22 protein-coding genes are annotated in these 25,453 nt (G+C 63.4%); 9 read left to right on the forward strand and 13 right to left on the reverse strand.

The features are described 5' to 3' along the window. Positions 1 to 13: 13 nt before the first annotated feature. The 3 genes from ybeY to miaB are packed head-to-tail and all read right to left on the reverse strand — an operon-like array spanning position 14 to position 3,008. Positions 14 to 547 (reverse strand): rRNA maturation RNase YbeY, encoded by a 534-nt coding sequence (ybeY, locus tag ACE3TY_RS12370; RefSeq protein ID WP_374653345.1) that lies wholly within the window; start codon positions 545 to 547, stop codon positions 14 to 16. Beyond that, complete coding sequence (locus ACE3TY_RS12375) at positions 544 to 1,548, reverse strand: PhoH family protein (protein WP_374653346.1); 1,005 nt, start codon at positions 1,546 to 1,548, stop codon at positions 544 to 546. Before ACE3TY_RS12375 ends, ybeY begins: the two co-directional genes overlap by 4 nt. Next, entirely contained in the window at positions 1,545 to 3,008 is a 1,464-nt protein-coding gene (miaB, locus tag ACE3TY_RS12380; RefSeq protein WP_374653347.1) for a tRNA (N6-isopentenyl adenosine(37)-C2)-methylthiotransferase MiaB, read from the reverse strand. The genes ACE3TY_RS12375 and miaB overlap by 4 nt, the downstream gene beginning before the upstream one ends. A 183-nt stretch (positions 3,009 to 3,191) precedes the next feature. Here miaB and ACE3TY_RS12385 point away from each other — a divergent pair, with 183 nt between their 5' ends. Continuing rightward, positions 3,192 to 4,142 carry an ornithine cyclodeaminase family protein gene (locus ACE3TY_RS12385; RefSeq protein WP_374653348.1) on the forward strand — a complete coding sequence of 317 codons (951 nt, stop codon included), beginning with the start codon at positions 3,192 to 3,194 and terminating at the stop codon, positions 4,140 to 4,142. Positions 4,143 to 4,306: 164 nt separating this feature from the next. On the opposite strand, the gene ACE3TY_RS12390 is transcribed toward ACE3TY_RS12385, so the two are convergent. The 9 genes from ACE3TY_RS12390 to ACE3TY_RS12430 form a co-directional block, all read right to left on the reverse strand. Then, positions 4,307 to 4,774 (reverse strand): N-acetyltransferase family protein, encoded by a 468-nt coding sequence (locus tag ACE3TY_RS12390; protein WP_374653349.1) that lies wholly within the window; start codon positions 4,772 to 4,774, stop codon positions 4,307 to 4,309. Positions 4,775 to 4,900: 126 nt separating this feature from the next. Then, the gene (htpG, locus tag ACE3TY_RS12395; RefSeq protein ID WP_374653350.1) at positions 4,901 to 6,769 is read right to left on the reverse strand and encodes a molecular chaperone HtpG; all 1,869 of its coding nucleotides are present in this window, start codon (positions 6,767 to 6,769) and stop codon (positions 4,901 to 4,903) included. 325 nt (positions 6,770 to 7,094) lie between these two features. Then, the gene (pheT, locus tag ACE3TY_RS12400; protein ID WP_374653351.1) at positions 7,095 to 9,488 is read right to left on the reverse strand and encodes a phenylalanine--tRNA ligase subunit beta; all 2,394 of its coding nucleotides are present in this window, start codon (positions 9,486 to 9,488) and stop codon (positions 7,095 to 7,097) included. Further along, positions 9,485 to 10,591: a phenylalanine--tRNA ligase subunit alpha gene (pheS, locus tag ACE3TY_RS12405; RefSeq protein ID WP_374653352.1), complete on the reverse strand. Its 1,107-nt coding sequence runs from the start codon at positions 10,589 to 10,591 to the stop codon at positions 9,485 to 9,487. Before pheS ends, pheT begins: the two co-directional genes overlap by 4 nt. Positions 10,592 to 10,692: 101 nt before the next feature. Further along, positions 10,693 to 11,100: a hypothetical protein gene (locus ACE3TY_RS12410; protein WP_374653353.1), complete on the reverse strand. Its 408-nt coding sequence runs from the start codon at positions 11,098 to 11,100 to the stop codon at positions 10,693 to 10,695. A gap of 12 nt (positions 11,101 to 11,112) precedes the next feature. After that, positions 11,113 to 11,472, reverse strand: a complete 360-nt coding sequence (rplT, locus tag ACE3TY_RS12415) for a 50S ribosomal protein L20 (protein WP_374653354.1) — start codon at positions 11,470 to 11,472, stop codon at positions 11,113 to 11,115. A gap of 26 nt (positions 11,473 to 11,498) precedes the next feature. Next, the gene (gene rpmI / locus ACE3TY_RS12420) at positions 11,499 to 11,702 is read right to left on the reverse strand and encodes a 50S ribosomal protein L35 (RefSeq protein WP_320500203.1); all 204 of its coding nucleotides are present in this window, start codon (positions 11,700 to 11,702) and stop codon (positions 11,499 to 11,501) included. 155 nt (positions 11,703 to 11,857) lie between these two features. After that, a complete protein-coding gene (locus tag ACE3TY_RS12425; protein WP_374653355.1) occupies positions 11,858 to 12,574 on the reverse strand; it encodes an RluA family pseudouridine synthase in 717 nt (238 codons plus the stop codon). After that, entirely contained in the window at positions 12,571 to 13,524 is a 954-nt protein-coding gene (locus ACE3TY_RS12430; protein WP_374653356.1) for a LysR substrate-binding domain-containing protein, read from the reverse strand. Before ACE3TY_RS12430 ends, ACE3TY_RS12425 begins: the two co-directional genes overlap by 4 nt. A 359-nt stretch (positions 13,525 to 13,883) precedes the next feature. Here ACE3TY_RS12430 and ACE3TY_RS12435 point away from each other — a divergent pair, with 359 nt between their 5' ends. From ACE3TY_RS12435 to ACE3TY_RS12470, 8 genes are all read left to right on the forward strand, one after another. Next, positions 13,884 to 14,978, forward strand: a complete 1,095-nt coding sequence (locus ACE3TY_RS12435; RefSeq protein WP_374653357.1) for an ABC transporter ATP-binding protein — start codon at positions 13,884 to 13,886, stop codon at positions 14,976 to 14,978. Positions 14,979 to 14,984: 6 nt separating this feature from the next. After that, the gene (locus ACE3TY_RS12440) at positions 14,985 to 15,926 is read left to right on the forward strand and encodes an ABC transporter permease (protein WP_374653358.1); all 942 of its coding nucleotides are present in this window, start codon (positions 14,985 to 14,987) and stop codon (positions 15,924 to 15,926) included. After that, entirely contained in the window at positions 15,919 to 16,755 is an 837-nt protein-coding gene (locus ACE3TY_RS12445; protein WP_374653359.1) for an ABC transporter permease, read from the forward strand. Before ACE3TY_RS12440 ends, ACE3TY_RS12445 begins: the two co-directional genes overlap by 8 nt. A gap of 123 nt (positions 16,756 to 16,878) precedes the next feature. Beyond that, positions 16,879 to 18,060, forward strand: coding sequence for an extracellular solute-binding protein (locus tag ACE3TY_RS12450; RefSeq protein ID WP_374653360.1), 1,182 nt, complete (start codon positions 16,879 to 16,881; stop codon positions 18,058 to 18,060). 207 nt (positions 18,061 to 18,267) lie between these two features. Continuing rightward, on the forward strand, positions 18,268 to 19,461 hold the full coding sequence (locus tag ACE3TY_RS12455; RefSeq protein ID WP_374653361.1) for a serine hydrolase domain-containing protein: 1,194 nt from the start codon (positions 18,268 to 18,270) through the stop codon (positions 19,459 to 19,461). Between the two features lie 52 nt (positions 19,462 to 19,513). Beyond that, complete coding sequence (locus ACE3TY_RS12460; RefSeq protein ID WP_374653362.1) at positions 19,514 to 20,950, forward strand: amidase; 1,437 nt, start codon at positions 19,514 to 19,516, stop codon at positions 20,948 to 20,950. Positions 20,951 to 20,952: 2 nt separating this feature from the next. Then, complete coding sequence (locus tag ACE3TY_RS12465) at positions 20,953 to 21,996, forward strand: histone deacetylase family protein (protein WP_374653363.1); 1,044 nt, start codon at positions 20,953 to 20,955, stop codon at positions 21,994 to 21,996. 26 nt (positions 21,997 to 22,022) lie between these two features. After that, positions 22,023 to 23,321 (forward strand): hypothetical protein, encoded by a 1,299-nt coding sequence (locus ACE3TY_RS12470; RefSeq protein ID WP_374653364.1) that lies wholly within the window; start codon positions 22,023 to 22,025, stop codon positions 23,319 to 23,321. A 25-nt stretch (positions 23,322 to 23,346) separates the two neighbouring features. Here ACE3TY_RS12470 and ACE3TY_RS12475 read toward each other — a convergent pair whose 3' ends face one another. Beyond that, entirely contained in the window at positions 23,347 to 25,452 is a 2,106-nt protein-coding gene (locus ACE3TY_RS12475) for a tetratricopeptide repeat protein (protein ID WP_374653365.1), read from the reverse strand. Position 25,453: the final 1 nt, after the last annotated feature.

The raw sequence follows: 25,453 nt of genomic DNA on the forward strand, positions 1-25,453 counted from the left end.
TTCCAAACTCTCTTTATCGATAGGGATCGGGCCAGCCCAAACCGGCCAGGATTTCCCGTTCCAGCTTCTCCATCGCGTGGGCCGCGCGGTCCTTTTCGTGATCGAAGCCCAGCAAATGTAGCACACCGTGCACGACCAGGTGGCAAAAGTGCTGCGCCAGCGTCTTGCGCTGGTCCCTGGCTTCCACCTTGATAATTCCCAGCGCCAGCACGATATCGCCCAGCGCCCAGGGATAGCTTGCCGGAACGCCCTTGGGCGGCAGTCCGGCATCGAGTGCCGCGAAGGACAGGACGTTGGTCGGCCTGTCCTTGCCCCGGTAGTCGCGGTTGAGATGGCGCACGCCCCTGTCGTTATCAAGGGTGATGCCCAGCTCGACCTTGCCTGCCTCGGCCAAACGTTTGCGCGGCAAGGATTTCGCCGCGAGCGCTGCCTTGATGGCCGCACGCGCGGCACGCCGCGCGATCCTGGCCGCGTCGGGCAGCGCCTTGTCCCAGCCTTTGTCCGCGATCTCGATGCCGATTTTCAGCGATGGGCCGGTCTTCGTCACCCTTTTCCGGCCGCTTTCTTGTCGCGCGCATCATAGGCGCCGACGATCTTGGCCACCAGCGGATGGCGCACGACATCGACTTCCGAGAAGCGCGCGACACCCAGCCCCTGGATACCCTCGACCGCCTCCAGTGCGTCCTTGAGGCCCGATTTGGTGCCGCTCGGCAGATCGATCTGGCTGAGATCGCCGGTGATCGCCATGCGCGAGCCCTGGCCGAGACGTGTCAGGAACATCTTCATCTGCATCGGCGTGGTGTTCTGCGCCTCGTCGAGGATGACGAAGGAATGCGCCAGCGTGCGCCCGCGCATGAAGGCGAGCGGCGCCACCTCGATTTCGCCCGACGTCATGCGCTTGACCACCTGGTCGCCCGGCAGCATGTCGTTGAGCGCGTCGTAAAGCGGGCGCAGATAGGGATCGACCTTTTCGCGCATATCGCCTGGCAGGAAGCCCAGTTTTTCGCCCGCCTCGACCGCGGGACGCGAAAGGATGATGCGATCGACCGCACCCTTGGTCAGCATGGCAACCGCCACCGCCACGGCGAGATAGGTCTTGCCCGTACCCGCCGGCCCCAGGCCGAAGACAAGCTCATGCTCGTGCAGCATGCGCATGTATTTGGCCTGCATCGCCGAGCGCGGCGTGATGTGGCGCCGCGCCGTGCGGATGGCAAGGCCTTCCTTGCTGTTCCCTTCAAAGAGGTTGGGCTCCAGCCCGTCATCGTCCTGCGACAGACGCAATGCCGCATCGACTTCGCCCTGATCGACCTCCAGCCCGCGTTTCAGGCGTTGATAGAGTCCGGTCACCACCTGTCTGGCGGTAGCGACGGCCTCGTCGGGGCCGGATATGGCCAGCTGGTTGCCGCGCGGCACCATGGACACGCCCAGCGCCTGCTCGATGCGCGCCAGATGCTGGTCGTGTTGGCCGAAAAGCTGCGGCAGCAGCCTGTTATCTTCGAATTGCAGGTGAATGGGTGTCGCGATCGGGGCGAGGGGGGTTGCACTCACGCGATGGCTCTCTCCGGTTGGACCGATGCGACGGGGCCCGTCGCCAGCACGCCGCCCAGGGTGTAATGCCCCAGGCCGGCGATCTCGACATCGACGATCTCGCCGATGAGATGTTCCGGCGCATCGACATGCACCGCCTGCAGATAAGGCGATTTGCCGACCAGCTGGCCGGGGTCGCGCCCGCGTTTTTCGAGGAGCACCGGCACCGTCCGGCCCAGTGTCGCGCGGTTGAAGTCGACCAGTTGCCTTTCCAGCAGCGCCTGCGCCTCGTGAAGGCGCGCATCCATCACGTCTTCCGGCACGCGGGTCTCAAGATTGGCGGCCGGCGTTCCCGGCCGCGCGCTGTATTTGAACGAGAAGCTCTGCGCGAAGCCGATCTCCTCGATGAGGCGCATCGTGGCGCGGAAATCCTCATCCCTCTCGCCGGGGAAACCGATGATGAAATCGGAGGAAAGCGCGATGTCGGGCCGCCGCCCGCGTAGCTTGTCGACGATGCGCCGGAAATGGTCGGCCGTGTGCTGCCGGTTCATCTCGGAAAGGATCCGGTCGGAACCCGATTGCACCGGCAGATGCAGGAACGGCATCAGCTGCGGCAGCGCCCCATGCGCGGCGATGAGGTCGTCATCCATGTCCCGGGGATGCGATGTCGTATACCGGATGCGCGCGATCTGCGGCACCTTCTCCGCCAGGTGATGGCAGAGCCGCGCCAGATTCCAGCTCGACCCGTCCGGCCCGTCGCCGTGATAGGCGTTGACGTTCTGCCCGAGCAGCGTCACCTCGCGCGCACCCGCCGCGGCAAGCTTCAGCGCTTCCGTCACGATGCGCTCCACGGGCCGCGAGAATTCGGCGCCGCGCGTATAGGGCACCACGCAGAAGGTGCAGAACTTGTCGCAGCCTTCCTGGATGGCGAGGAAGGCGGAGACGCCCTGCGGCGCCATCGCTTCCGGCAGATGGTCGAATTTCGATTCGGCCGGGAAATCGGTGTCGAGCACGCCGGCCCCGCGATGCTTCAGGACCCCCTGCCCGAGAAACCCCTGCCCGCGCCGCTGATCCCGTGCCCGCGTCGCCCGCGCCACCATCTCCGGCAGGCGATGATAGGTCTGCGGCCCCAGCACGATATCGATCTCCGGCATGCGGCGCATGATCTCGGCGCCCTCCGCCTGTGCGACACAGCCGGCCACCGCGATGATCATGTCGGCACCGTCGGCCTGTCGGCGCGCCTGGTCCTGGCGCAGGCGCCCCAGTTCGCTGAACGTCTTTTCCGACGCCTTCTCGCGGATATGGCAGGTGTTGAGGATGACCATGTCCGCATCCGCGGGATTGTCGGTCGGGCCATAGCCCAAGGGCGCCAGGACATCCGCCATGCGGGCGGAGTCGTAGACGTTCATCTGGCAGCCATAGGTTCTGATGAAGAGCTTCTTAGCCAAGGCGGATTCCGGTCCTCGTTTCTCTTGGACCATGGCGCGCAATCGGCATTGCTACATTCAACGCGGCTCGATTCATGAAATCGAGGATACCACGGCCCGCGGCCGTGGGTGTATCCAATTCCAGGGCTTTGCGCAAATGTCATCATCCTATTGAAATAAAAATGAAATATGGAACGATTGCGACTGGCGCTTGGGCTGGTTAATGTGCCGGCCATCATGACAGAGCAAATCCCCTATCTCAGCCCCGAAACCATCGACGCCAGGCTCGACTATAAGAGCCTCGTGGCGAGCCTCCGCGAAGCCTTTGCCGGCGATTGGACGGTCCCCGTCCGCCATCACCATGGCATCCCCATTCCGGGCGAGGCGGACCAGACCCTGCTCCTGATGCCCGCCTGGGACGCCGGGAAATCCGTCGGCATCAAGATCGTCACCATCACGCCGGGGAATGGCGGGCGCGATCTCCCGGCCGTGCAGGGCATCTATCTGCTGCTCGACGGCCTCACCGGCGCGCCCAAGGCGCTGATGGACGGCAAATGCCTGACTGTCCGCCGCACGGCGGCGGCTTCGGCACTTGCCGCAAGCTACGCCGCCCGCAAGGACGCCGCGACCCATCTGATGGTCGGCGCCGGCGCTCTCGCGCGGCCGCTGATAGAGGCGCACCGCGCCGTCCGGCCCATCAAGAAGAGCCTGCTCTGGGCCCGCGACTTCGAGAAGGCCGCCGCCGCCGTGCGCGCCATGGCCAGCGCCGGCATCGAGGTCGAGCCCGTGCGCGACCTCGAAGCCGCGGTGAAGCGCGCCGATATCGTCAGCACAGGCACTTTGTCGCGCGATCCGCTGGTGAAGGGCGAATGGCTGAAACCCGGCCAGCATCTCGACCTGGTCGGCGCCTTCCTCCCCGACATGCGCGAAAGCGACGACGAGGCCGTGCGCCGCGCCACCGTCTTCGTCGATACTCGCGACGGGGCGCTCAAGGAAGCCGGCGACATCGTCCAGGCGATCAAGTCCGGGGTGCTGACACCGGACCGGATCGCCGCCGACCTCTTCGACCTCGCCCGTGGGCTACACCAGGGCCGCGCACGAGAAGACGAGATCACGCTCTTCAAATCGGTAGGCACCGCGATCGAGGATCTGGCGGCGGCAAGATTGCTGATGGACCGGGTCGGTTAAGGCTCCCTCACCCCAACCCCTCTCCCGCGAGGCGAGGGGAGAGGGGCCTGGCGCGTGACGTTCAATAATCATCGATTCTGAAGATTGTGCCAAGCGGCACCTCATTCCCTCTCCCCTTGCGGGAGAGGGTCAGGGTGAGGGGGCAGGCGACGACTCTCGCTCAGCTACTTCCCGGTCAACCCCAACTTCATCCCCTCATGGCTCGCCTTGAAGCCGAGGGACTCATAAAAACGCAAGGTATCCGTGCGCGTCTTGTCCATGGCGAGTTGCACCATCTCGCAGCCCTTGGCGCGGCATTCCGCGATCGCCCAATCAAACATCTTGTGGCCCAAACCCTCGCCGCGCCTTGTCGATTTGATGCGCACACCCTCGATCTGCCCGCGCCACATGCCCAGCCGTGCAATCCCTGGAATAAAGGACAGCTGCAGGCAGCCCACTATCTCGCCTTCATCCTCGACCACGGCGAGATACTGGTTCTCGTCGCGCGCCACGGCTTCGAACGCCGCCACATATTTCGCATTGAGCGGCCGCGACCCGTCCTCGCGCTTGGCGCCGATATAGTCGTCGACCAGCATGTCGACGATGGCCTCGAGATCGGCGCGCCTCGCGCGGCGGAAGGTGGGGTTGGTCATGGTGCAAAGGACCCAATTGTAGATTGTCATGGCCCGCGAAGGCGGGCCATCCACGAGTTTGTCAGCAATTGATGAACGCAACTCGTGGATCCCCCGGCCAAGCCGGGGGATGACAAGTATACCTTCTCAAATCGCCTTCGCCAGCAGCGCGTTCAAGCGCTTCACGAAAGCGGCCGGGTCGGCGGGCGGCTCGCCGTCCTGGATCCTGGCCTGATCGAGCAGCAGCCAGGCGGCTTCCGCAAGCTCCGTCCAATTGCCGTCCTTGCTCGCTTGCTTGGTCATCGCGTCAATGAGCGGATGGCGGCCGTTGATTTCAAGGACGCGCGGCAGGCTTGCTTCCAGTCGCTTGTGCTGCCTGAGCAGCCGCTCCAGATGCATGTCCATATCGCCCGAATCCGCCACCAGGCAGCAGGCGCTGTCGGTCAGCCGTTCGGAAAGGCGCACATCCTTCACATTGTCCTTCAGGGTCACCTTGAGGAACGAAATGAGCGCATCGACATTCTCCGCGACCGGCTTCTTTTCTTCCTGTCTTTCGCCTTCCGGCGCCTTGACCGTATCGAGATCGGCACCCGAACGCGTCACCGAGCGGAACTCAGCCTCGCCGAACTTCTCGACCGCCGGAATCCAGAATTCGTCGATGGGGTCGGTCAGCAGCAAGACCTCGATACCCTTGGCCTTGAAGCCTTCGAGCTGGGCCGAACGCGCCACCATGTCGAGACTGTCGCCGGTGATGTAATAGATTGCCTTCTGCCCCTCCTTCATGCGGGCCACGTAATCGGCCAGGCTCGCCCAGCCGTCGGAACCCGTGGTACGGAAGCGGGCCAGCTTCAGTATCTCGTCGCGCGCGGTCACGTCCTCGTAGAGACCTTCCTTCAGCACGGCGCCGAAATTGTCCCAAAAGGTTTCGTAGGCCGACTTGTCATCGTCGTTCGATTTCTTGGTGAGGTCGGAGAGGATTCGCTTCACCAGGGCGGCGCGGATCTTGGCGATCACGGGACTGGCCTGCAGCATCTCGCGGCTGATGTTGAGCTGCAGATCCTCGGAATCGACCAAGCCCTTCACGAAGCGGAGCCAGCCGGGCAGGATCTCATCCGACTGGTCGGTGATGAAGATGCGCTTGGCATAAAGCTTCAGCGATTGCTTGCGCTCCGGATTGAAGAGGTCGAACGGCCGCTGCGAGGGGATGAACAGCAGCGCCGTGTAATCGATCTTGCCCTCGGCCTTGAAATGGATCGTCGTCCAGGGCTCGTCGAAGGCATGGGCGATATGGCGATAGAAATCGCGATACTGCTCAGGCGTCACATCAGATTTCAGCTTGGTCCAGAGTGCGGCCTGCTGATTGACGTGTTTCTCCTCGGCGCCGTCGACCAGATGAATCGGCAGCGCCACATGTTCCGAATGCTTGGCGATGACATGCTCGATGCGCGCCGCCTCCAGCCATTCGGTCTCGCCTTTCTTGAGGTGGAGCACGATCTCCGTCCCGCGCGTCGCCTTCTGTGCCGTCTCGACGGTGAACTCGCCGGTCCCGTCTGAAACCCAGCGCCAAGCCTGCGTCTCGCCTGCTTTGCGCGACAGCACTTCGACCTTGTCCGCCACCATGAAGGCCGAATAGAAGCCGACGCCGAACTGCCCGATGAGGTTGACCTTCTGCTCCTGCGTCTTCGCCTCCGCCAATTCCTCCGCGAACTTCGCGGAACCCGACCGGGCAATGGTGCCCAGATGGCTGATGAGGTCGTCCTTGTTCATGCCGATACCGTTATCGGTGATGGTCAGGGTTCTGGCCTTTTTGTCGGTGGTAAGTGAAACGGCAAGCTCACCGCCGCCCTCCAGCAGCTCCGGCTGGGTCAGGGCCAGGTAGCGCAGCTTGTCGCAGGCATCCGACGCGTTGGAAATGAGCTCGCGCAAGAAGACCGATTTGTCGCTGTAAAGCGAATGCGCAACGATATGCAGCAGCCGCGACACTTCGGCCTGAAAACCATGGCGTTCCTGCGTCATGACCGGTGAATTCTCCTGGGTTTTGCAAGTGGACCAACAAGCCGCTCATATGCGGCGGAAGCGGGGCGGAATCAAGAGGGCGGATGCACAACCTGGGGCAGCCCCCCTCCCGACCTCCCCCCTAAAGGTGGGAGGGCTTTGGGTCGCGGCCAATCGATCCACCTCGCTCTAAACTCCTCCCACCTTCAGGGGGGAGGTCGGGAGGGGGGCTGCAAGCGGTGATTGCTCGCCAATGTTTTTCCGTCAAGCCCGGGCATGACGAAATTGGAAAGGCAAAGGCATCGGAGGGCGATGCATGCGGCAATGCACTGCCCCCGGGGAGCCTTTATTTCCTGAGTTCCCCACCCGTCGCCTTGTTCACCGCCGCCACGATCTTGGCTGACGCCGCTTCGATCTCCGCATCGGTCAGGGTCTTTTCACGGGGCTGCAGGACGACTGACAAAGCGACCGACTTCTTGCCCTCGGGCAAGCTGCCGCCGGCGAAGATGTCGAACAGCTTCACCTCAGTCACCAGCGCCTTGTCGGCGCCTTTCGCCGCTTTCACCAGTTTCTCGGCTGCGGCACCCGCATCGACGATGAAGGCGAAGTCGCGCTCAAGCGGCTGGAAGGCGGATGGATTGAGCAGCGGCCGCGCGGTTCCCTTGCCGCGTGGTGTTGGCAGGCGTTCGAGGAAGACCTCGAAGCCCACCGCCGGACCTTTCACGTCCAGTTCCCGCAGCACCTTGGGATGCAGCGCGCCGAACTGGCCGAGAATGGTGGGGCCCAAGCGCAGCACGGCCGACTGGCCGGGATGGTAATGGGCCGGTGCCGCTGCCTCGATCTGCAGATTCTCGACCGGGACACCGAAGGCGGACAGCAAGGCGAAGGCATCCGCCTTGGCATCGAACGCATCGAGCGGCCGCTGCTTCACCTGCCAATGGCGCGGTGTCGAGCCCACACGGATGCCGGTCGCCGCCAGAATCTGGTCCTTGGCTGTTTCGCCGAGATAGGTGGGGCCAATCTCGAAGATCGCCAGATCACTATACCCCCGCGCGGCGTTTCGCGCCGAAGCCATCAGCAGATTGCCGAGGATGCTGGGACGCATCACGTCGAGATCGGCGCTGATCGGATTGGCGAGCGGCACCAAGGCATTGTTGCCGGCGAACATGGCGGCGACGTTGCGCGGCATGAAGCTGAAGGTCACGGTCTCGTTCAAGCCGCGCACGGCCAGCAGGCGCTTGGCTTGCTGCGCGCGCTTCTGGGCGAGGCTCACGGCGACATGGGGGAGCGCGCCCATGCGCGGCATCGAGGTTGCCGGGATATGGTCGAAGCCATGCACGCGCATGACCTCCTCGACGATATCCGCCTCGCCCTCGACATCGGCGCGGAAGGACGGCACGGTGACCGACCAGCTGTCGAAATCCTTCTCGGATACCTTGAAGCCCAGATCGATGAGGATCTGCTTCTGCCGGTCGGTCGCCACCTCGACACCGCCCAGGCCCAGAACACGCGACGGGCGGAAGGCGATCTCGCGGAGCGCCGTCGGGATCGTGCCGGCCGAGGTCACTTCGGAGACCTCGCCGCCGCAAAGCTCCAGGATCAGGCGCGTCGCCACGTCGATACCCCAGATTTCCGATTGCGGGTCGAGGCCGCGCTCGTTGCGATAGCGCGCATCCGAAAGGATGCCGAGCTTGCGGCCGGTCTTCGCCGTGGTGATCGGGTCGAAGAGCGCTGCCTCCAGGAAGACGTTCGTCGTCGTCTCGGAACAGCCCGAAACGGCACCGCCCATGATGCCGCCGATGGCTTCGGGCCCCTGATCGTCGGCGATGACGATCATGCCGGGCTCAAGTGTGTAGGTCTTGCCGTCCAGCGCCTCAATGGTCTCGCCTTGCCTGGCCGAGCGCATCGTGACATTGCCCTTCACCTTGTCGGCGTCGAACACGTGGAGCGGCCGGCAGAGATCGAAGGTGACGAAATTGGTGATGTCGACCAAGGCGGAGATGGGCCTGAGGCCGATCGAGGTCAGCCGGTCCTGCAGCCATTGGGGCGAAGGGCCGTTCTTGACGCCCTTGAAATAGCGCCCGGCGGTGTAGAGCACGCCAGCCTTGGCGCTCTCGTCGATCGACCATTGGATTGGGCTCCGGTACGTGCCCGGAATATGCTTCTCGGCAATGGGGTTGAGTTTGCCCAATCCGGCGGAAGCAAGATCGCGCGCCACACCGAAGACGCCGAGGCAATCGGCGCGGTCCGGCGTGATCTTGATCTCGATCACCGGGTCATTCAGGCCCCGATAGTCGACGAAGCTTTGGCCCACCGGGGCGTCTTCGGGCAGCTCGATGATGCCGTCATGATCCTGGCCCAGACCCAGTTCGCGGGCCGAACACAGCATGCCGTTCGATTCCTCGCCGCGAATCTTGCCGGCCTTGAGGTCCAGGCCCGTACCCGGCACATGGGTGCCCACGGGAGCAAACACGCCTTTCATGCCGGTGCGCGCATTGGGGGCACCGCAGACGACCTGCAGGATGCCCTTGCCCGTATCGACCTTGCACACCCGCAGGCGGTCGGCATTGGGGTGCTGCACGGCCTCGACCACATAGCCGACGACGAAGGGTTTCAGCGTCTCCGCCTTATCCTCGACGCCTTCGACCTCGAGGCCGAGATCGGTCAGTTTCTTGGTGATGGCGGCAAGGTCCGCATCGGTCTCGAGATGCGTCTTCAGCCAGGAGAGTGTGAATTTCATCGCGTCAATCCTCCCACCATGGTGGGGATATCGAGGGGCACGAAGCCGTAATGCCTGAGCCAGCGCAGATCGGATTCGTAGAAGGTGCGCAAATCGGGGATGCCGTATTTCAGCATGGCGATGCGCTCGATCCCCATGCCGAAGGCAAAGCCCTGATATTTGCTGGGGTCGATGCCGCAATTCTTCAGCACATTGGGGTGCACCATGCCGGAGCCCAGAATCTCCAGCCAGTTCCTGGCATTCCCGTCCTTGTCGCCGCCGAGCTTCAGCTCGCCCCCTGACCGGTCGCAGCCGATATCGACTTCCGCCGAGGGCTCGGTGAAGGGGAAATAGCTGGGGCGGAAGCGGACCGGCAGATTGTCGATGCCGAAGAAGGCGCGCACGAAATCCTGCAGGCAGCCCTTGAGGTGCCCCATATTGGTATGGGTGTCGATGACCAGCCCTTCGACCTGATGGAACATCGGCGAATGCGTCATGTCGCTATCGACGCGGTAGGTGCGGCCCGGGCAGATGACGCGGATGGGCAGATCGCCCTTCAGCATGGTGCGGATCTGCACCGGCGAGGTGTGCGTGCGGAGCACCATCTGGCTGCCATCGTCGCGTTGCGGCAGATAGAAGGTGTCCTGCATCTGGCGCGCCGGATGATCGGCCGGGATGTTGAGCGCGGTGAAATTGTGGAAATCGTCCTCGATATCCGGCCCTTCCGCCACGGAGAAACCCATCTCGCCGAAAATGGCGACGATCTCGTCGATGGTCTGCGTAATGGGGTGGATGCGGCCTTCATATTCGGGCCGCGCGGGGAGGGTGAGGTCCAGCGTCTCGCGCGCGAGCCTGGCATTGAGGGCCGCGTTGGCAAGGCCCGATTTCCTGGCGTCGATGGCGCCGGCCACTTCATCGCGCAGCACGTTGAGCCTGGCGCCGAAATCCTTGCGCTGCTCGGGCGCCAGCGTGCCCAGCACCTTCATCAGGGCCGAAATCTCGCCCTTCTTGCCCAGCGCATCGACGCGCACCTGTTCCAGCGCCTCGACGCTGCCGGTGCTTGCCACCGCCTCCAGCCACTTCTTCTGCAGGCCATTCAAATCCTGGCCGGTATCATTCGACATGATGCATCGATCCCCGTGATCGTATCCCACAAACAAAAAAGGAGGCTCGGATGACCCGGCCCCCAGCTATCGTCCCAAAGTCTTGGCGCGATTGCGGCCGGTCAGTCCAGTTGCAGCAAAAACAAGGTCAGGGCACCACCCAGCAGGCTTTGCGGCTTGCCGTCGATATAGGCCTGCTCGAAAGCGATCTTGCGGGTTTCGCGGTTGTTGATGAATTCCAGCGCGATTTTATGGGTGGCACCGGACTGCCCGACACGCTGGATATCGGCGGTGACCAGGACGATCGCGTCGTTATTGTAGCGCTCGGCCTTGGCACCCTTCCACGAGACGGAACCGCGGGCACCGGCGATCTCGCGCGCCACCGCATCGTTGCTTTTGTCGGGCAGGATGCTGTCGGCCGCCTGCACGCTCGCCACATCGTCCTTATAGGAATCGCAGGCCGTCACCGCCGGCAATGCCAGGGCGACGGCCACGATCAGATAAAGCTGTTTGAGGCGAAGTGCCGGCATGGGCCTTTGGCCTTACTTCGCCAGAGCCTCTTGCGCCTGCTTCACCAGTGCCGCAAAAGCGGCCGGTTCGCGAATGGCGAGGTCGGAGAGGACCTTGCGGTCAACCTCGATCCCGGCCTTCTTCACGCCGTTGATGAACTGCGAATAGGTGAGGCCGTGCTCGCGCACGCCGGCATTGATGCGCTGGATCCAGAGGCCCCGGAAATCGCGCTTCTTGGCGCGGCGGTCGCGGTAGGCGTATTGCAGGCCCTTTTCGACCTTCTCGAGCGCGATGCGGTAGTTCGTCGATGAACGCCCGACATAGCCCTTGGCCATCTCGAGCACTTTCTTGTGGCGGGCGTGGGACGTGACGCCCCGCTTGGTACGTGCCATTTCTCAGTTCTCCGTCAAAAAGCGTCTTAGAGACCGTTGGGAATGAAGAATTTGATGACCTTCTTGGCATCAACATCGGCCATCACCTCGCCGCGGCGGGCCTGGCGCTTCATCTTGGTCGGCTTGCTGATAAGGCGGTGACGCTTCTGGGACGGCTTGAACTTCACCAAACCAGAGGCAGTGAGCTTGAAGCGCTTCTTGGCGCTGCTCTTCGTCTTCATCTTGGGCATTTCAGTATCCTATTGAAATGTAAGTGCATTCGGCTGCGTTTGGGCATGCCCTATGGTTCGCCTTGGACGCATTCTCAGGCCGTGCGGGCGGGTTATATAGGGTGGCCCTTGGGATGACAAGTCCCCGGGGACTCCCTGTAACCGGCAAAAGCGGCTTAGCCGGTTACGTAGCCGCAGGCCTTCAAGGCCGGAATCATATGCGGCGGCGGCGGCGCCTCGACCCGGATCGGGTCCTTTTTCGGGTATAAAGGGACGATAAGGGAGCGGGAATGTAGGTGCAGTTTCGCCCCCGGCTTTGGCGATCCGGGCGGCAGGTACTGCGGCTCTCCCAATATAGGGCAGCCCAGATGCGCCAGATGCACCCGGATCTGATGGGTCCGCCCGGTCCGGGGTGCAAGCTCCAGCCACCAATATCCGCCGCCCGATCCGAGCAAACGATAGTCGGTGACGGCCCTTTGGGCACCCTTCTCGTCCTCGCCCACCACCACCATGCGCCAGCCGCCGGCGCGGGTGGTGAGCTTCTTCAAGCTGGCCGAGACGGTGCCCTGCTTTTCCGGGGGCGGCGCCGTGGTGACGGCCCAGTAGGTCTTGCCGATCCTGCCTTCCTGAAAGAGCTTGCCCAGGCGCGAGAGGCCCTTGTGCTGGCGTCCCAGGGCGAGGCATCCGGAAGTATCGCGGTCGAGGCGATGGGCAAGCGCCGGCGCCTTGGGCAGGCCGAAGCGCAAATGCTCGAAATCGCGTTCGAGATTGGGCCCACCTCCCCGCGAATTGGTACTGGGTCCCGCATGGACGGGCAGGCCCGCCGGCTTGTCGATCACCAGCATCAGGGCATCGCGGTAAAGCAGGCGGGCCTGGATTTCCTGCGGTGTCATGCCGGTTTGGCGTCAGCCGCCGCATCCGGCAGGGCGGGTTCCACCAGCGCGCTCAACGCCCATGCGCGGAAGGCGGCGATGCGGGCGAGGTCGATTTCGTCGGGACGGCAGACCAGCGTATAGGTGCGCCCCGTCATAATGCTGATGTCGAAAGGGGCCACGAGCTGGCCGTTCGCCACTTCCTCGGCGCAGAGGCGCGGGTCGACTTCGGTGACGCCGCCGCTGGAAATGGCCGCCTGCACCGCCTGGTCGGCGGTTTCGACGACGATGCCGCGTTCGACCGGGACACCGGCAAAACCCACCTGGCGCGCCAGCATGCGCCAATCGTGCCAGGAATCGTTGCCCTGGCGGATGTGGAGCAAGGGCGCCTTGGCGATCATCGTCTTCACATCGGGCCAGGCGGCCTTCTTGGCCAGGTCGGGCGCGCAGAGGGGGCTCGATCGTTCGCGCATCAGCACGTCGGCGATGAGCCCGTCGGCCTCGATCTCGCCGAAGAGGATGGCAAGGTCATGGCCGGAATTGCGGAAATCCGGATTGACCGGCGGCGTCTCGATGCGGATTTCAAGATCCGGATTGGCGCGCTGAAATTCCGGCAGGCGCGGCAGCAGAATGCGCCTTGCGAAAGTGGGCGGCACGGCGAGGCTCAAGGGCGGCTTCTTCGACTGGCGGCGGAAGGAGCCGATGATGGCGTCCATGCGGTCGAAAGAGTCGGTGAGGACGGGGAGGAGGCGTTTGCCTTCCTCGGTCAGTTCCAGCTGCGCTTTCCTGAGAATGAGAGGCACGCCAAGGATATCTTCGAGATTCTTCACCTGGCGGCTGACGGCGCTCTGGGTTACCAGCAATTCGTCGGCGGCCTTGGTAAAGCTTAAGAAACGCGCCACGGCCTCGAAGGCACGCAAGGCATTCAGGGGCGGCAATTGGCGTCTGTTCTTGTTTCGGTTCGTACTCATCGGCTTCGTCCGCTTGATCCCAGGCTGCGTTGCGGCGCGCAATCTAACAGCGTCGCAGAAAAAACGCGCTAGGGATGTGCTGGGGATCCAATTGACCGAATGGACGGAGTTCCGCTGGCGAGAACCAGGGAGTCCAATTGCGCGTCATGAGCGCATGCGCTCGCGTCATACGATGAAAACAAGTCAACAAATTTCACTTTTGTGCAACGCTGCGATTGACCTTGGCAGCCGAATGCCTAATCTTGGCGCCGCGCGGAATCCTGGCCAGCATAAAGGCCGAGCCCACGAAAATGCCCCGATGAGAAGGGCGCTTGGGGTGTGAGGCGGATGGCGCGACATCAACACGGGGGCCATCTATCGTGTCAGCTGCTGTAGCTGTCGAAGCTAAAAACGTAGTCAAGATTTTCGGGACCGGCGGCGCGGAAGTTCGAGCGCTCGACAATGTCTCGGTCACCATCCGCCAAAACGAGTTCTTCACACTTCTGGGGCCATCGGGCTGCGGCAAAACGACTTTGCTGCGCATGATCGCCGGCTTCGAGATGCCGAGCGACGGCTCCATCCTGCTGGAAGGCGAGGAGGTGGCGCATCTGCCGCCCTATAAGCGGCATGTGAACACGGTGTTCCAGTCCTATGCCCTGTTCCCGCACATGACGGTGGCGCAGAACATCGCCTTCGGCCTGGAAATGCTGGGCAAGCCCAAGGCGGAAGTGCAGGCGACGGTCGGCGCCATGCTGAGGCTTGTGCGCATGGAGGAACTGAAGGACCGGCGCACCAGCCAGATTTCCGGCGGTCAGCAGCAGCGCGTCGCCCTGGCGCGGGCCCTGGCGCCCAGACCTAAGGTGCTGCTGCTCGACGAACCCCTGTCGGCGCTCGATCTCAAGCTCCGCAAGGAGATGCAGATCGAATTGAAGCGCATGCAGACGGAAACCGGCATCACCTTCATCTTCGTGACGCACGACCAGGAAGAAGCCCTCACCATGTCGGACCGCATCGCGGTCATGTCGAAGGGCAAGATTCTGCAGATCGGGTCGCCCACTGAAATCTACGAACATCCGACCGTGCGCTTCGTTGCCGATTTCATCGGCGAGACCAACTTCATCGAAGCCGAGGTGACGCAGCGTATCGGCGGCGACGGCCAGATCAAGCTGCCCTCCGGGGTCGTGATCAGCCATCCGGTCGCGGAGAATGTCGGTGTCGGCGCCACCGTGACGCTGGCGATCCGCCCCGAGCGCATCGACCTGGTACGCCCGGGCACGGAGGCGCATCTGAGCGGCAGCATCGCCAACATCGTCTATTTCGGTACCGATACGACCTACCATATGCAGATCGACGGCTCCAACCAGCAGGTCACGGCGCGGGTGCAGAACCGCCGCGGGCACCAGGACATGCTGCAGGTCGGCGATCCGGTGGGCCTGCGCATCGCCCCCGAAGCCATGCAGATCCTGAAGGACTGAGCCATCATGGCCAATGGGAAAGCCGCTCAGAATCCGGCCGTGCTCGCCGCCGCGGCGGCGGACCGGCGCGAGACGCGGGGCCGCTGGCTGCTCTCGGCGCCGGCCTTGCTCATCCTGCTCTTCGCCGCGATCGGCCCGCTCGTCATCGTCGTGGTCTATTCCTTCCTGACCAAGGGCGGCTATGGCGGCGTCGAATGGAAATTCTCGACCGATGCCTGGCTCAGCGTCGTTTTCCAGAAGGACATCTTCACCGACGAAGTGACGCTGGCCGATGCGCATCTCTCCATCCTGTGGCGCTCGGTTCGGCTCTCCTTCCTCAGCACCATCCTGGCGCTGGTCTTCGGATTCCCCACCGCCTATTTCATCGCCACGCGGCCGGAACGCACGCGCGATCTGTGGCTGTTCCTCATCACCATCCCGTTCTGGACCAATCTTCTCATCCGCACCTTCGCGGTTATGGAAGTGATCCGCAACGAAGGCATCGTCAATTCGATCCTGCTGGGCCTGGGGATCATCGACGCGCCGATCCAGATCCTGTTCACCGACGGCGCGGTCATGATGGGGCTGCTCTACGTCTATCTGCCCCTCATGGTGCTGCCGCTTTACGCCAGCATGGAGCGTATCGATTTCCGCCTGGTCGAAGCCGGTTACGATCTTTACGCCACGCGCTGGCGCGTGCTGCGCCATGTCATCTTCCCGCTGGTCAAGCCCGGCGTCATCGCCGGATCGATCCTGGTCTTCATTCCGTCGCTGGGCGCCTATGTGACGCCGCGCGTGCTGGGCGGCGGACGCAACCTGATGCTGGGCAACCTCATCGACATGCAGTTCGGACAGGCGCGCAACTGGCCGCTGGGGGCCGCCCTTTCCATCACCCTGATGGCCATCGTCATGATCGCTCTGCTGTTCTACGTGAAGAATGCCTCGAAGACGGAGGCGCGTCATGGCTGAGACAAAAAAGACGCCGGGAAAGCTCAAGCGCGGCCGCGGCTTCGACGTCAAGCAGCAGACGGGCTTCACCACCATCGCCATGCTCTGCTTCCTGATGCTCTATGCGCCGATCCTGACTTTGGTCGTCTATTCCTTCAATGCGGGCACGTCGGTCGCCATCTGGGAAGGTTTCTCGTGGCGCTGGTATGAATCGGCCTGGGCCAACGGACAGGTGAAGGACGCCTCCGTCCGCTCGCTCACCATCGCCGCCTTCGCCGCCATCGTCTCGACGCTGGCCGCCACGCTGGCGGCGCTGGCGACGACGCGGACCAAGCCCTTTCCGGGCCTCACCTTCATCTATGCCTTCATCAACCAGCCGCTGATGGTGCCGGAAATCGTGACCGGCGTCGCCTTGCTGATCTTCTTCGCGGCGATCAAGAATGCGACCGGCTATACCGGCCTTGGCTATCTGCTGATCGCCCACACGGCGTTCTGCATTCCGTTCGCCTATCTGCCGATCCGGGCCCGGCTCGAAAACATGGATCTGTCGCTGGAGCGCGCCGCCGCCGATCTCTATGCGACGCCCTTCCAGACGTTCCGCCGCGTCACCCTGCCGCTGCTGTGGCCGGGGATCCTCGCCGGCGGCATGCTGGCCTTCGTCATTTCGCTTGACGATGTCGTGATCACGGAACTGGTGAAATCAGGCGGACAAGACACCCTGCCCACCTATATGCTGGGCCAGTTGCGGCGTATCGTAACACCGGAAATGAATGCCATCTCGTCGATGTTCCTGGCGATATCGGTCCTGATGGTGACGATCTTCTTCCTGCTCAACAGGAAGAAAGCATGACCGATCGGCGGGTCGCCCCGGCCCGATTGCCGGGAAGGGACGCCCGGCGGAATAAAACGTTCGGTTGGGACTGAAAAATGCCCTCGGGTTAAGGGGCGGTGCAGCAGCAAGTTGGAGGTTCAAGTGACATATCTACCGGCATTCAAGAGTACGGCAATCGCCCTGACGCTCATGCTGGCGCTCAGCGCCTGCGGCGAGAAGAAGGAAGAAGCGGCATCGGAAGGTGCGGCGTCCACGGCAACCAGCGAGGCCGCCTCGACCGCCACCAGTGAGGCCGCCACCAGCGAGGCGGCCACCAGTGAGGCGGCTCCGGCGACCTCGGAAGCGGCGGCGGTTCCGGCCGGCGGCGAACTCAACATCTACAATTGGGGCAACTACACGAACCCCAAGCTGATCGAGAAGTTCGAGAAGGAATTCAACGTCAAGGTGACCGTCACCGACTATGATTCGAACGATGTCGCGCTGGCCAAGGTGAAGGCCGGCGGCCATGGTTTCGACATCGTCGTGCCGAGCCACAATTTCGTGCCGATCTTCATCCAGGAAGGCCTCCTGGAGGAGACCAAGCCGAACAGCATGCCGAACTTCAAGAACATGGATCCGAAATGGGTCGATGTCGATTTCGACAAGGGCCGCAACTACACGGTTCCCTGGCAGTGGGGCACCACCGGCATCACGGTCAACACCAAGGCCTATCAGGGTGACGTGAACACCTGGGCGATCCTGTTCGACACCCCGGCCGAGCTCAAGGGCAAGACCAACGTCGTGCCGGAAATGAGCGACGTCATCGCCGCCGCCCTTTCCTACAAGGGCTTCGACCCGATCTGCAACGGCAACAAGGACCAGCTCAAGGAAGTCCGCGACCTGCTGATGAAGGCCAAGCCCGACTGGATCTCGATGGATTACGGCAATGTCGAGAAGTACGCCAAGGAAGATCTGATGGCGGGCCTCAACTGGAACGGCGCCTCGATGCGCGCGCGTCTCCAGAACGACAAGATCGTCTATGGCTATCCGAAGGAAGGCATCGCCGTCTGGATGGATAACGTCTCGGTCATCAAGGGCGCCAAGAACGTCGAGAACGCGAAGAAGTTCCAGAACTTCATCATGGATCCCGAGAACGCCGCCTTGATCTCGGACTTCGCCAAATACGCCAACGGCATCAGCGGTTCCGAGAAGTTCCTCGACCCGGCCTTTGCCACGGCGCCGGAGATCGTCCTGCCGGAAGGCCAGAAGACCTTCATCATGCCGGCCTGCCCGCCGGAGGTGACGGAGCTTCACACCGCCATCTGGACCGAACTGACGAAGTAAGCTGGCCACACTGGCTGCGGATGGTGCCGACTTTCCGGTTCGGAAAGTCGGTGCCGGACGCAGCCAGTTTTTTGTTTTTTGTCCGTCACCCCCGGGCCCAGCGTTGATTGCAATGGCCGGGGATCTAGTGCGACCGGGCGCGGTAATCTTCAGTCGCTAACTGATTCCCGGCCATTGCAATCAACGCTGGGCCCGGGGATGACGACAATGAGATACGGCGACGGAATCATGATAACCGGATTGTCGCAAAGCCCCTCCATCCCCCGCGAAGGTTGGGACCGGGCGCCCTATAACCGCTGGTCGTTCCAGCATGTGCGCGAAATCCTGCCGACCGCCGAGGTATGGCGCGGGGCGGGGCCGGCCAGCGAATTGCCGCGCAAGCCGAGACGCCTCGACGAGATACGCTTTCAGGGCGAAAACGGCGAGCGCAGCGTCGGCCAGTTCCTCGACGAAACCTATACCGACGGGTTCATCGTGCTGCATCGGGGCGCCGTCGCGTTCGAGCGCTATATGAACGGCATGAACGAGCGCACGCTGCATCTTTCGCAGTCGGTCGGCAAGTCGCTCATCGGCATCCTGGTCGGCATCTATCAGGCGCGGGGCTGGATCGATGTCGATTCTCCGATCACGCGCTATCTGCCTGAACTCGCGGCCACGGCCTATGCCGGTGCCAAGGTGCAGCATGTGCTGGACATGACCAGCGGCGTCGCTTTCGACGAAACCTATACCGATCCCTTTTCCGACATCGCCAAGATCGATGTCGCATGCCAGTGGCGGCCGCGGCCCGATGACGGGCGCGACTGGCCGGCGACGGTCTGGGATGTGGTGCTGGGCCTCAAGGCGCGCGAGGCCGAACATGGCGCGCGCTTTTCCTATCGCTCGATCGAGACGGATGTGCTGGCCTTCGCGCTGGAGCGAATCTCCGGGCGGCGCCTGCCCGAAATCGTCAGCCGCGATCTGTGGCAACCCCTGGGTGCCGAAGAAAGCGCCAATTACACGGTCGATGCGGCCGGCTATGCGCTGGCCGATGGCGGCTTCAATGCAACCTTGCGCGACTATGCGCGCTTTGGCGAGATGCTGACCCAGGACGGGCTCTTCGATGGGCGGCAGATCGTGCCATCGGCCTGGGTGCGCCGCTGCCGCCGGGGCGACCATGACAAGTTCGCCGGCGATTACCGCATCGCGACGCCGCTTGGCGCCTATGCCCAGCAATTCTGGCTGGAGGATCACCGCACGCCGGTACTGCTCTGCCGCGGGGTCTTCGGGCAGCTTATCTATTCCGACCCGGCTTACGGATTCACCGCGGTGAAGCTCTCCTCCTGGCCGGACTTCCGCAACAACAAGCTGCTGCGCGAGACATTGGCGGCGCTCAATTCCATCAAAAAAGCGCTAAATGCCTGAACATCCGCGCAAACGGAAAAGTAACCAATCGAACGCTAATCTGGGGGTTATCATGAAGAACGACGATCTCATCTATATGAGCGCCAGCGAAGCGGCCGCGCTGTTCCGCAAGCGCAAGCTGTCGCCGGTCGAGTTGATGGCGGCCGTGATCGAGCGGGCCGAGTCCGTCGAGAAGAAGATCAACGCCTTCACCTTCAAGCATTACGACGAGGCGATGGACCTGGCCAAACAGGCCGAAGCCAGGTTCATGAAGAAGGGCGCCAAGGTAGGCGCGCTCGAGGGCCTGCCCATCGCCATCAAGGACGAGAGCTGGATCGCCGGCAAGCCCACCTCCTACGGCTCGCTCACCGCGCAGAATTTCGTGCCCGACAAGACTTCGGCCAACAATGAGCGCATCCTCAATGCCGGCGGCATCGTGCATGCGCGCACCGCCACGCCGGAATTCTCCTGCGCCGCCGTCACGCATTCCAGGCTCTGGGGGGTGACGCGCAATCCTTGGAATCGGCGCTTCACCACCGGCGGCTCGTCGGGCGGGTCGGGCGCATCGCTTGCAGCTGGCACGGCGCCCCTTGCCATGGGTTCGGATATCGGCGGCTCGATCCGCATTCCGGCCGCTGCCTGCGGTGTCGTGGGCTACAAGCCGCCCTATGGCCGCAACCCGGACGATCCGCCCTTCAACCTCGATCCCTATTGCCATACCGGCCCGATGGCCAGGACCGTGGCCGATGCCATCCTGCTGCAGAACGTCATCTCCGGCCCCAGTCCCCACGACATCGCCTCGCTCAGGCCCAAGCTGCGCCTGCCCACCGACTACAAGCCGATCAAGGGCTGGAAGATCGCCTATTCGATGGACCTCAATGTCTACGAGGTCGACAAGGAAGTGGTGGCGAACACCAAGCGGGCCTTGCGCGTGTTCAAGAGCCTCGGCGCCACGGTGGAGGAGGTCGATCTCGGCTGGACTCGCAATGCCATCGATACCGGCATGTGGCATCTCGAGCATCTCTTCGGCACGCAGCTCAACCAGACGGCCAGGAAATACGGCCATCTGATGACGACTTACGCCCGCAACTTCGCCCGGCTGGGTGCCAAATCGACCGCCGACAAATTCTTCAAGTCGATGGAAGGGGCGGTCAGGATGTATGAGACGTTCGGGCCGATGATGGAGAAACACGATCTCTTCATCTGCCCGACAACGGCGCTGCCGGCGGTGAAGGCCGATTTCAACGAGAACAAGGACGAGGTCCGCATCAACGGCAAGATCTCGCCGCTGCCCAAGGTTCTCGCCTGGTGCATGACGACGCCGTTCAACACGCTGTCGCGCTGTCCGGTGCTGGCGGTGCCGACGGGGCATGCGTCGAACGGCGTTCCCACCTCGATCCAGCTCATCGGCCGGACCTATGCGGATGCCGATGTGTTCCGCGCCGGCATGGCGTACGAGACGGCGTTGGGCGGCTGGTACAATACGCGCAAGACCCGTCCGGATCTCTGATCATGCGCACGGTCTATAGCGAGGATCACCGGTTGCACGACGGCAAGCACGAACTGCTCGAAGGGCAGTTCATGAAGGTCCATGAAAGCCCGAGCCGCGCCGATATCGTGATCGGGCGGGTGCGCTCGGCCGGGCTTGGCGAGATCATCGCGCCGCAGGAATTCGGCCTCGAACCCATTCTCAAGGTGCATGACGAGGGGCTGGTCCGCTTCCTGGAGAATGCCTGGGACGATTGGGCGGCGACGGGGCGCACCTTCGACGCATTGCCGCATGTCTGGCCGGTTCCCGGCCTTTCACGTGGAGCCCTGGGCCGGCGTCTCTCGGACTGCATCGACGGCAAGCTCGGCTATTACGCGATCGATGCGGGAACGCCGATCATGTCGGGCACATGGGCCGCCGTGCGCGCCTCGGCCAACGTGGCCTTGACCGCGCAGAAGCTGGTGGCGACCGGCGAGAAGTCGGCCTTCGCCCTCTGCCGGCCGCCGGGGCACCATGCCGGCAGCGATTTCTATGGCGGCTACTGCTTCCTCAACAATGCCGGCATTGCAGCCCAAGCCTTCCGCGACCAGGGCGCCAGGCGCATCGCCATCCTCGATGTCGACTATCATCACGGCAACGGCACGCAACAGATGTTCTATGAACGCGGCGACGTGCTCACCATTTCGCTCCATGCCGACCCGGAGCAGGAGTTTCCCTATTTCATCGGCTATGCCGACGAGATCGGGGCGGGGGCCGGCGAGGGCTATCACATGAACCTGCCGCTGCCCTGGGGGACCGATTGGCAGGGTTATTCGGCGGCGCTGGATCGTGCCATGAAGCGGATCGAACAATATGGCGCCGAGGCCCTGATCGTCTCGCTGGGCCTCGACACGTTCGAACACGATCCGATCTCGCGCTTCAAGCTGGCCGAGGCGGATTACCAGCGCCTGGGCCAGCGCATCGCCTGGGCGGACCTGCCCACCCTGTTCGTGATGGAAGGCGGCTATGCGGTGGAGGCGCTCGGCGTCAACACGGTCAACGTCCTGATGGGGTTCGAGCAACGCTGATGGCCGCACGCTGGATCGGATTTCTCATGCGCCCCGCGATCCTGCTGGTAATCGTCGGGCTGATCCTGCCCAACGTCGCCTTCGCGGCCTTGTCGCTGTTCGGCATTTCGGTGCCGCCCAGGACCCTGCCGATCATCCTCTATCTGCTGGCCGCCACCAGCATCCGCTTCCTGCCCGGTCCGCTTGTGGTGCTGGCCTTCGTGGGCGCGCTGGTCTTCGACATCATGTTCTGCGCGACACAGCTTTTCGGTCTCACCCTGACCGAGGCGATGTTCGCGCTGCGCTTCATCAACGAGCTCGATATCCTCAGTTCGAAACTCTATGTCGTGCTGATCGTCCTTTTGGTGGCGGTCTTTGGCGGCACGTTCTACCTGCTGGTGCGGCAGGCCCCGCGCATGCGCCGCGCGCGCGCCTTGCCGATGCTGCTGCTGGGTGTCGTCGCCCTGCCGGCCGACATCTGGCTCAACACGCCGCGCGATTCGGTCATGTGGGTGAAGGTCGGGACCGAACGGCCGTTCGAATCCGCCATGGAGAAATCGGGCTATCTGCAGCTGGTGAAGCAGCCCAACGGCCGGCACATGCTGGTGGTCATCGTCGAGGCGATGGGGCATTTCGCCGATCCGGCCATGCAGGGCCTGCTGGATGAGGCCATCCGTTCAGCCGATATCGGGAAACGCTATGCCGTGACCAGCGGGACCAACAGTTTCATCGGCGGCACGACCTCGGCCGAGATGCGCGAATTCTGCGCGACGCGCGACAGTTATATGGATTATCTGGGGGCCGGCCGGCCGGACTGCCTGCCATTCGCCATGACGGAAAAAGGATATCTCACCAGCGGGTATCACGGATTTTCGCGCGACATGTTCGAGCGCGACAAATGGTGGCCGCATATCGGCTTCACCGAGCCGCATTTCGGCGAGGACCTGATGCAGCCGGGCGAGAAACGCTGCGGCGACGTCTTTGTCGGCGTATGCGACCCGAAGCTGGTCGTTGACATCGCCGCCCGGCTGAAGGCCGCGACGCAGCCGCAATTCACCTATCTGCTGACATTCAACACGCATGTCCCGATGATCGGCGGTGAAGGGTATGGGCATCTCGATTGCCGGCAGCGCGATCCGCGCCTGCCCGAGCGCGAGGTCTGCTTCATGACCGATGCCTGGATCGAGCTGCTGCGGACGATCGCCGCCGCCTATGCCGACCCCGGCGCCCCCGCAACGGAAATCCTCATCGTCGGCGACCACGCCCCGCCGCTCTGGTATCGGAAGGCGCGCGATCTCTTCACGCCGGGCGAAGTGACCTGGTTCCGCCTAAGTCCCAAGGGCTGAGTCCCAAGGCGCGAGGCGGCGTCTCTCAGTTCGTCTTCAGATAGGCCTGGCCGCCGAGGCGCTCCAGGTAGATGCGGGCGATGTTATATTCCAGGAACTGGCTCATGCCGGTGTCGACGACATGCTGGAAATAGTCGCGCGCCTTCTTCTTGTCGCCTTTGCTCATCGCCGTGGCACCGAGATAAAAGTGCCAGTCGAAATCCTGGTATTTGCGCAGGATTTCGGTGCCGGTGAGTGCCACCTTCTTCAACTCCGCCTCGCTGCTTTCGCCAAGAAGGTAGAGGGCGAGCGGCGCCGGCCATTCGGTGGTCGGCCAGCGTTTCAGCAGCGCGCGCAGCGCTTCCCTCCCTTCCTCCGGCCTGCCGGCTTCGCAGAGCGCGATATAGAGAAGAAGCGGGTCGAACGGCTCGGTCGGGTCGAGCTTGCCCGCCTCGGCATAATCGGCGATGGCGCCCTCAAGATCGCCCATGATGTGGCGGATCGTGCCGCGCAGGGCGATGCGGCCGCCGGACGGCTTGTTGTCGAGCGCGATGGCAAGGTTGGAATCGGCGAGCGCTGCTTCCGCTTCGCCAAGATCGAGACGCAGGATGGCCCGGGCGCTGACGGCCGAGGGCATGTCGGGTTCGATCTCGAGCGCCGTGGCGATATCGTCGAAGGCATCGTCGCTGCGGCCGGCACGCATATAATAATTGGCGCGCTCGACCAGCAGATAGGCGGCGTCGGGGCGCGCCTTGATGGCGGCGTCGTAATCCTCGCCGGCTCCCTCCATGTCGCCAAGCTCGACGCGGGCATTGGCGCGGGTGAGGCGCGCCGAAACATTGCCGGGATCGAGTTTCAGGGCGGCATCGTAGTCGCCCAGCGCACTGCGATAATCGTAATTGCCATAGAGCAGCGAACCGCGCGCGATGCGCAGGCGCGCGCTGTCAGGGAAGCGGCGGATGAGCAGATCGAGATCCGCCTGGGATGCCTTGGCATCGCCCTGCAGCTTGTCGTTGCGGTAACCGCGCAGAAGCGCCCTGGCATAGAGGGCCGGCGCGAAATTGGGATCGGCGCGCAACGCCGCTGAATAATCGACCAGGGCCGCAGCCTGATCCTCGGCCACCTCCAGCCACAGCCCGCGTCGCGTCAGCAGCAAGGGGGAACCCGGCCGCTCCTCCAATGCCTTGGTCAGGTCGGCGATGGCGGGCTTGGGGGTTTCGATATCGTAGCCGCGATCGATCTCCCGATACTGCGCCAGATAGCGATCGATCACCGGATCCTTGGGCAGATAGGGGGCGATCCGCGGCAGGAAGGCCGAAACCGGCACGGCGGTCGGCAGCAGGTCGAGATAATCCGGGGCCCCCGCATCGACGATCTGGGGCTTAAATTCCTCCCAATGCTCGTTCTTGCCGATGACCGTGATGGCCAGCACGCGCGGCCAGTCCTCGCCGGGCTCGGGCTTCGCGGCCAGGATCGGACCGCCGGAATTCCCGGGCAGGGTGGTGCAATCGTGCTGCCAGCCGGTGCTGTCCACCTGGCCCAGCAAGGTGCATTTGGGATCGACCGTCAGCCTGTCATTGTCATGATCGGCGGGCAGGCCCACGGACACCGCCGGGCGGCCCCCGCCATTCTGCACCCATTGACTGGTGGTGACGGGAAGCAGCTTCAGATAGCCGAAACCTTCATCGCCCAGGCAATTGTCAAGCTTCAGCAGCGCCCAATCGTCCCAGCCGGCCTTGAGCCAGGCGGCGCGCCGGTCGGCGGTCGAACCGCTGTCGAAATCGTGGCTTTCGCCCCAGACCACCGGGCGGGCCGGGCTGAGGGCCGCGAAGGAGCGCGCTTCCTTGTATTCGGGGCCCATTTCGCCGCTGCCGGCGAAGAACAGCATCACCTGATCGGCGCTGATGCCCTCGGGTTCCGCGACGACATGGGCGGCGGTCAGCACATGGCAGGGAGAGACGAGAAAGCCGGTGCCGATGGCCGCGCCATTATTGCCCAGATGCAGGACCATGCCGACGGCGCCCATCGGCGATCCGGGTTCGCGCGGGACGGCGATCCGGTCGTCTGCGACCTTGGCCAGGGCCGCCTGTGCGAGAAAGAGGAAACAGGCGAGGGCGGCAAGGAAGCGACCGGGGTGTCGACGGGAGTACATC

Origin of the sequence: Dongia sp. (assembly GCF_041918875.1) — a bacterium.
Lineage (GTDB): Bacteria > Pseudomonadota > Alphaproteobacteria > Dongiales > Dongiaceae > Dongia.

Bases quoted from the DNA above. Each gene is read 5' to 3' on its own strand.
- htpG (WP_374653350.1), bottom strand. From the start codon at position 6,769: ATGACGCAGGAACGCCATGGTTTTCAGGCCGAAGTGTCGCGGCTGCTG.
- ACE3TY_RS12455 (WP_374653361.1), top strand. From the start codon at position 18,268: ATGAGATACGGCGACGGAATCATGATAACCGGATTGTCGCAAAGCCCC.
- ACE3TY_RS12410 (WP_374653353.1), bottom strand. From the start codon at position 11,100: ATGCCGGCACTTCGCCTCAAACAGCTTTATCTGATCGTGGCCGTCGCC.
- ACE3TY_RS12390 (WP_374653349.1), bottom strand. From the start codon at position 4,774: ATGACCAACCCCACCTTCCGCCGCGCGAGGCGCGCCGATCTCGAGGCC.
- ACE3TY_RS12440 (WP_374653358.1), top strand. From the start codon at position 14,985: ATGGCCAATGGGAAAGCCGCTCAGAATCCGGCCGTGCTCGCCGCCGCG.
- rplT (WP_374653354.1), bottom strand. From the start codon at position 11,472: ATGGCACGTACCAAGCGGGGCGTCACGTCCCACGCCCGCCACAAGAAA.
- pheT (WP_374653351.1), bottom strand. From the start codon at position 9,488: ATGAAATTCACACTCTCCTGGCTGAAGACGCATCTCGAGACCGATGCG.
- ACE3TY_RS12430 (WP_374653356.1), bottom strand. From the start codon at position 13,524: ATGAGTACGAACCGAAACAAGAACAGACGCCAATTGCCGCCCCTGAAT.
- ACE3TY_RS12425 (WP_374653355.1), bottom strand. From the start codon at position 12,574: ATGACACCGCAGGAAATCCAGGCCCGCCTGCTTTACCGCGATGCCCTG.
- ACE3TY_RS12460 (WP_374653362.1), top strand. From the start codon at position 19,514: ATGAAGAACGACGATCTCATCTATATGAGCGCCAGCGAAGCGGCCGCG.
- pheS (WP_374653352.1), bottom strand. From the start codon at position 10,591: ATGTCGAATGATACCGGCCAGGATTTGAATGGCCTGCAGAAGAAGTGG.
- rpmI (WP_320500203.1), bottom strand. From the start codon at position 11,702: ATGCCCAAGATGAAGACGAAGAGCAGCGCCAAGAAGCGCTTCAAGCTC.
- ACE3TY_RS12470 (WP_374653364.1), top strand. From the start codon at position 22,023: ATGCGCCCCGCGATCCTGCTGGTAATCGTCGGGCTGATCCTGCCCAAC.
- ACE3TY_RS12465 (WP_374653363.1), top strand. From the start codon at position 20,953: ATGCGCACGGTCTATAGCGAGGATCACCGGTTGCACGACGGCAAGCAC.
- ACE3TY_RS12445 (WP_374653359.1), top strand. From the start codon at position 15,919: ATGGCTGAGACAAAAAAGACGCCGGGAAAGCTCAAGCGCGGCCGCGGC.
- ACE3TY_RS12475 (WP_374653365.1), bottom strand. From the start codon at position 25,452: ATGTACTCCCGTCGACACCCCGGTCGCTTCCTTGCCGCCCTCGCCTGT.
- ACE3TY_RS12385 (WP_374653348.1), top strand. From the start codon at position 3,192: ATGACAGAGCAAATCCCCTATCTCAGCCCCGAAACCATCGACGCCAGG.
- miaB (WP_374653347.1), bottom strand. From the start codon at position 3,008: ATGGTCCAAGAGAAACGAGGACCGGAATCCGCCTTGGCTAAGAAGCTC.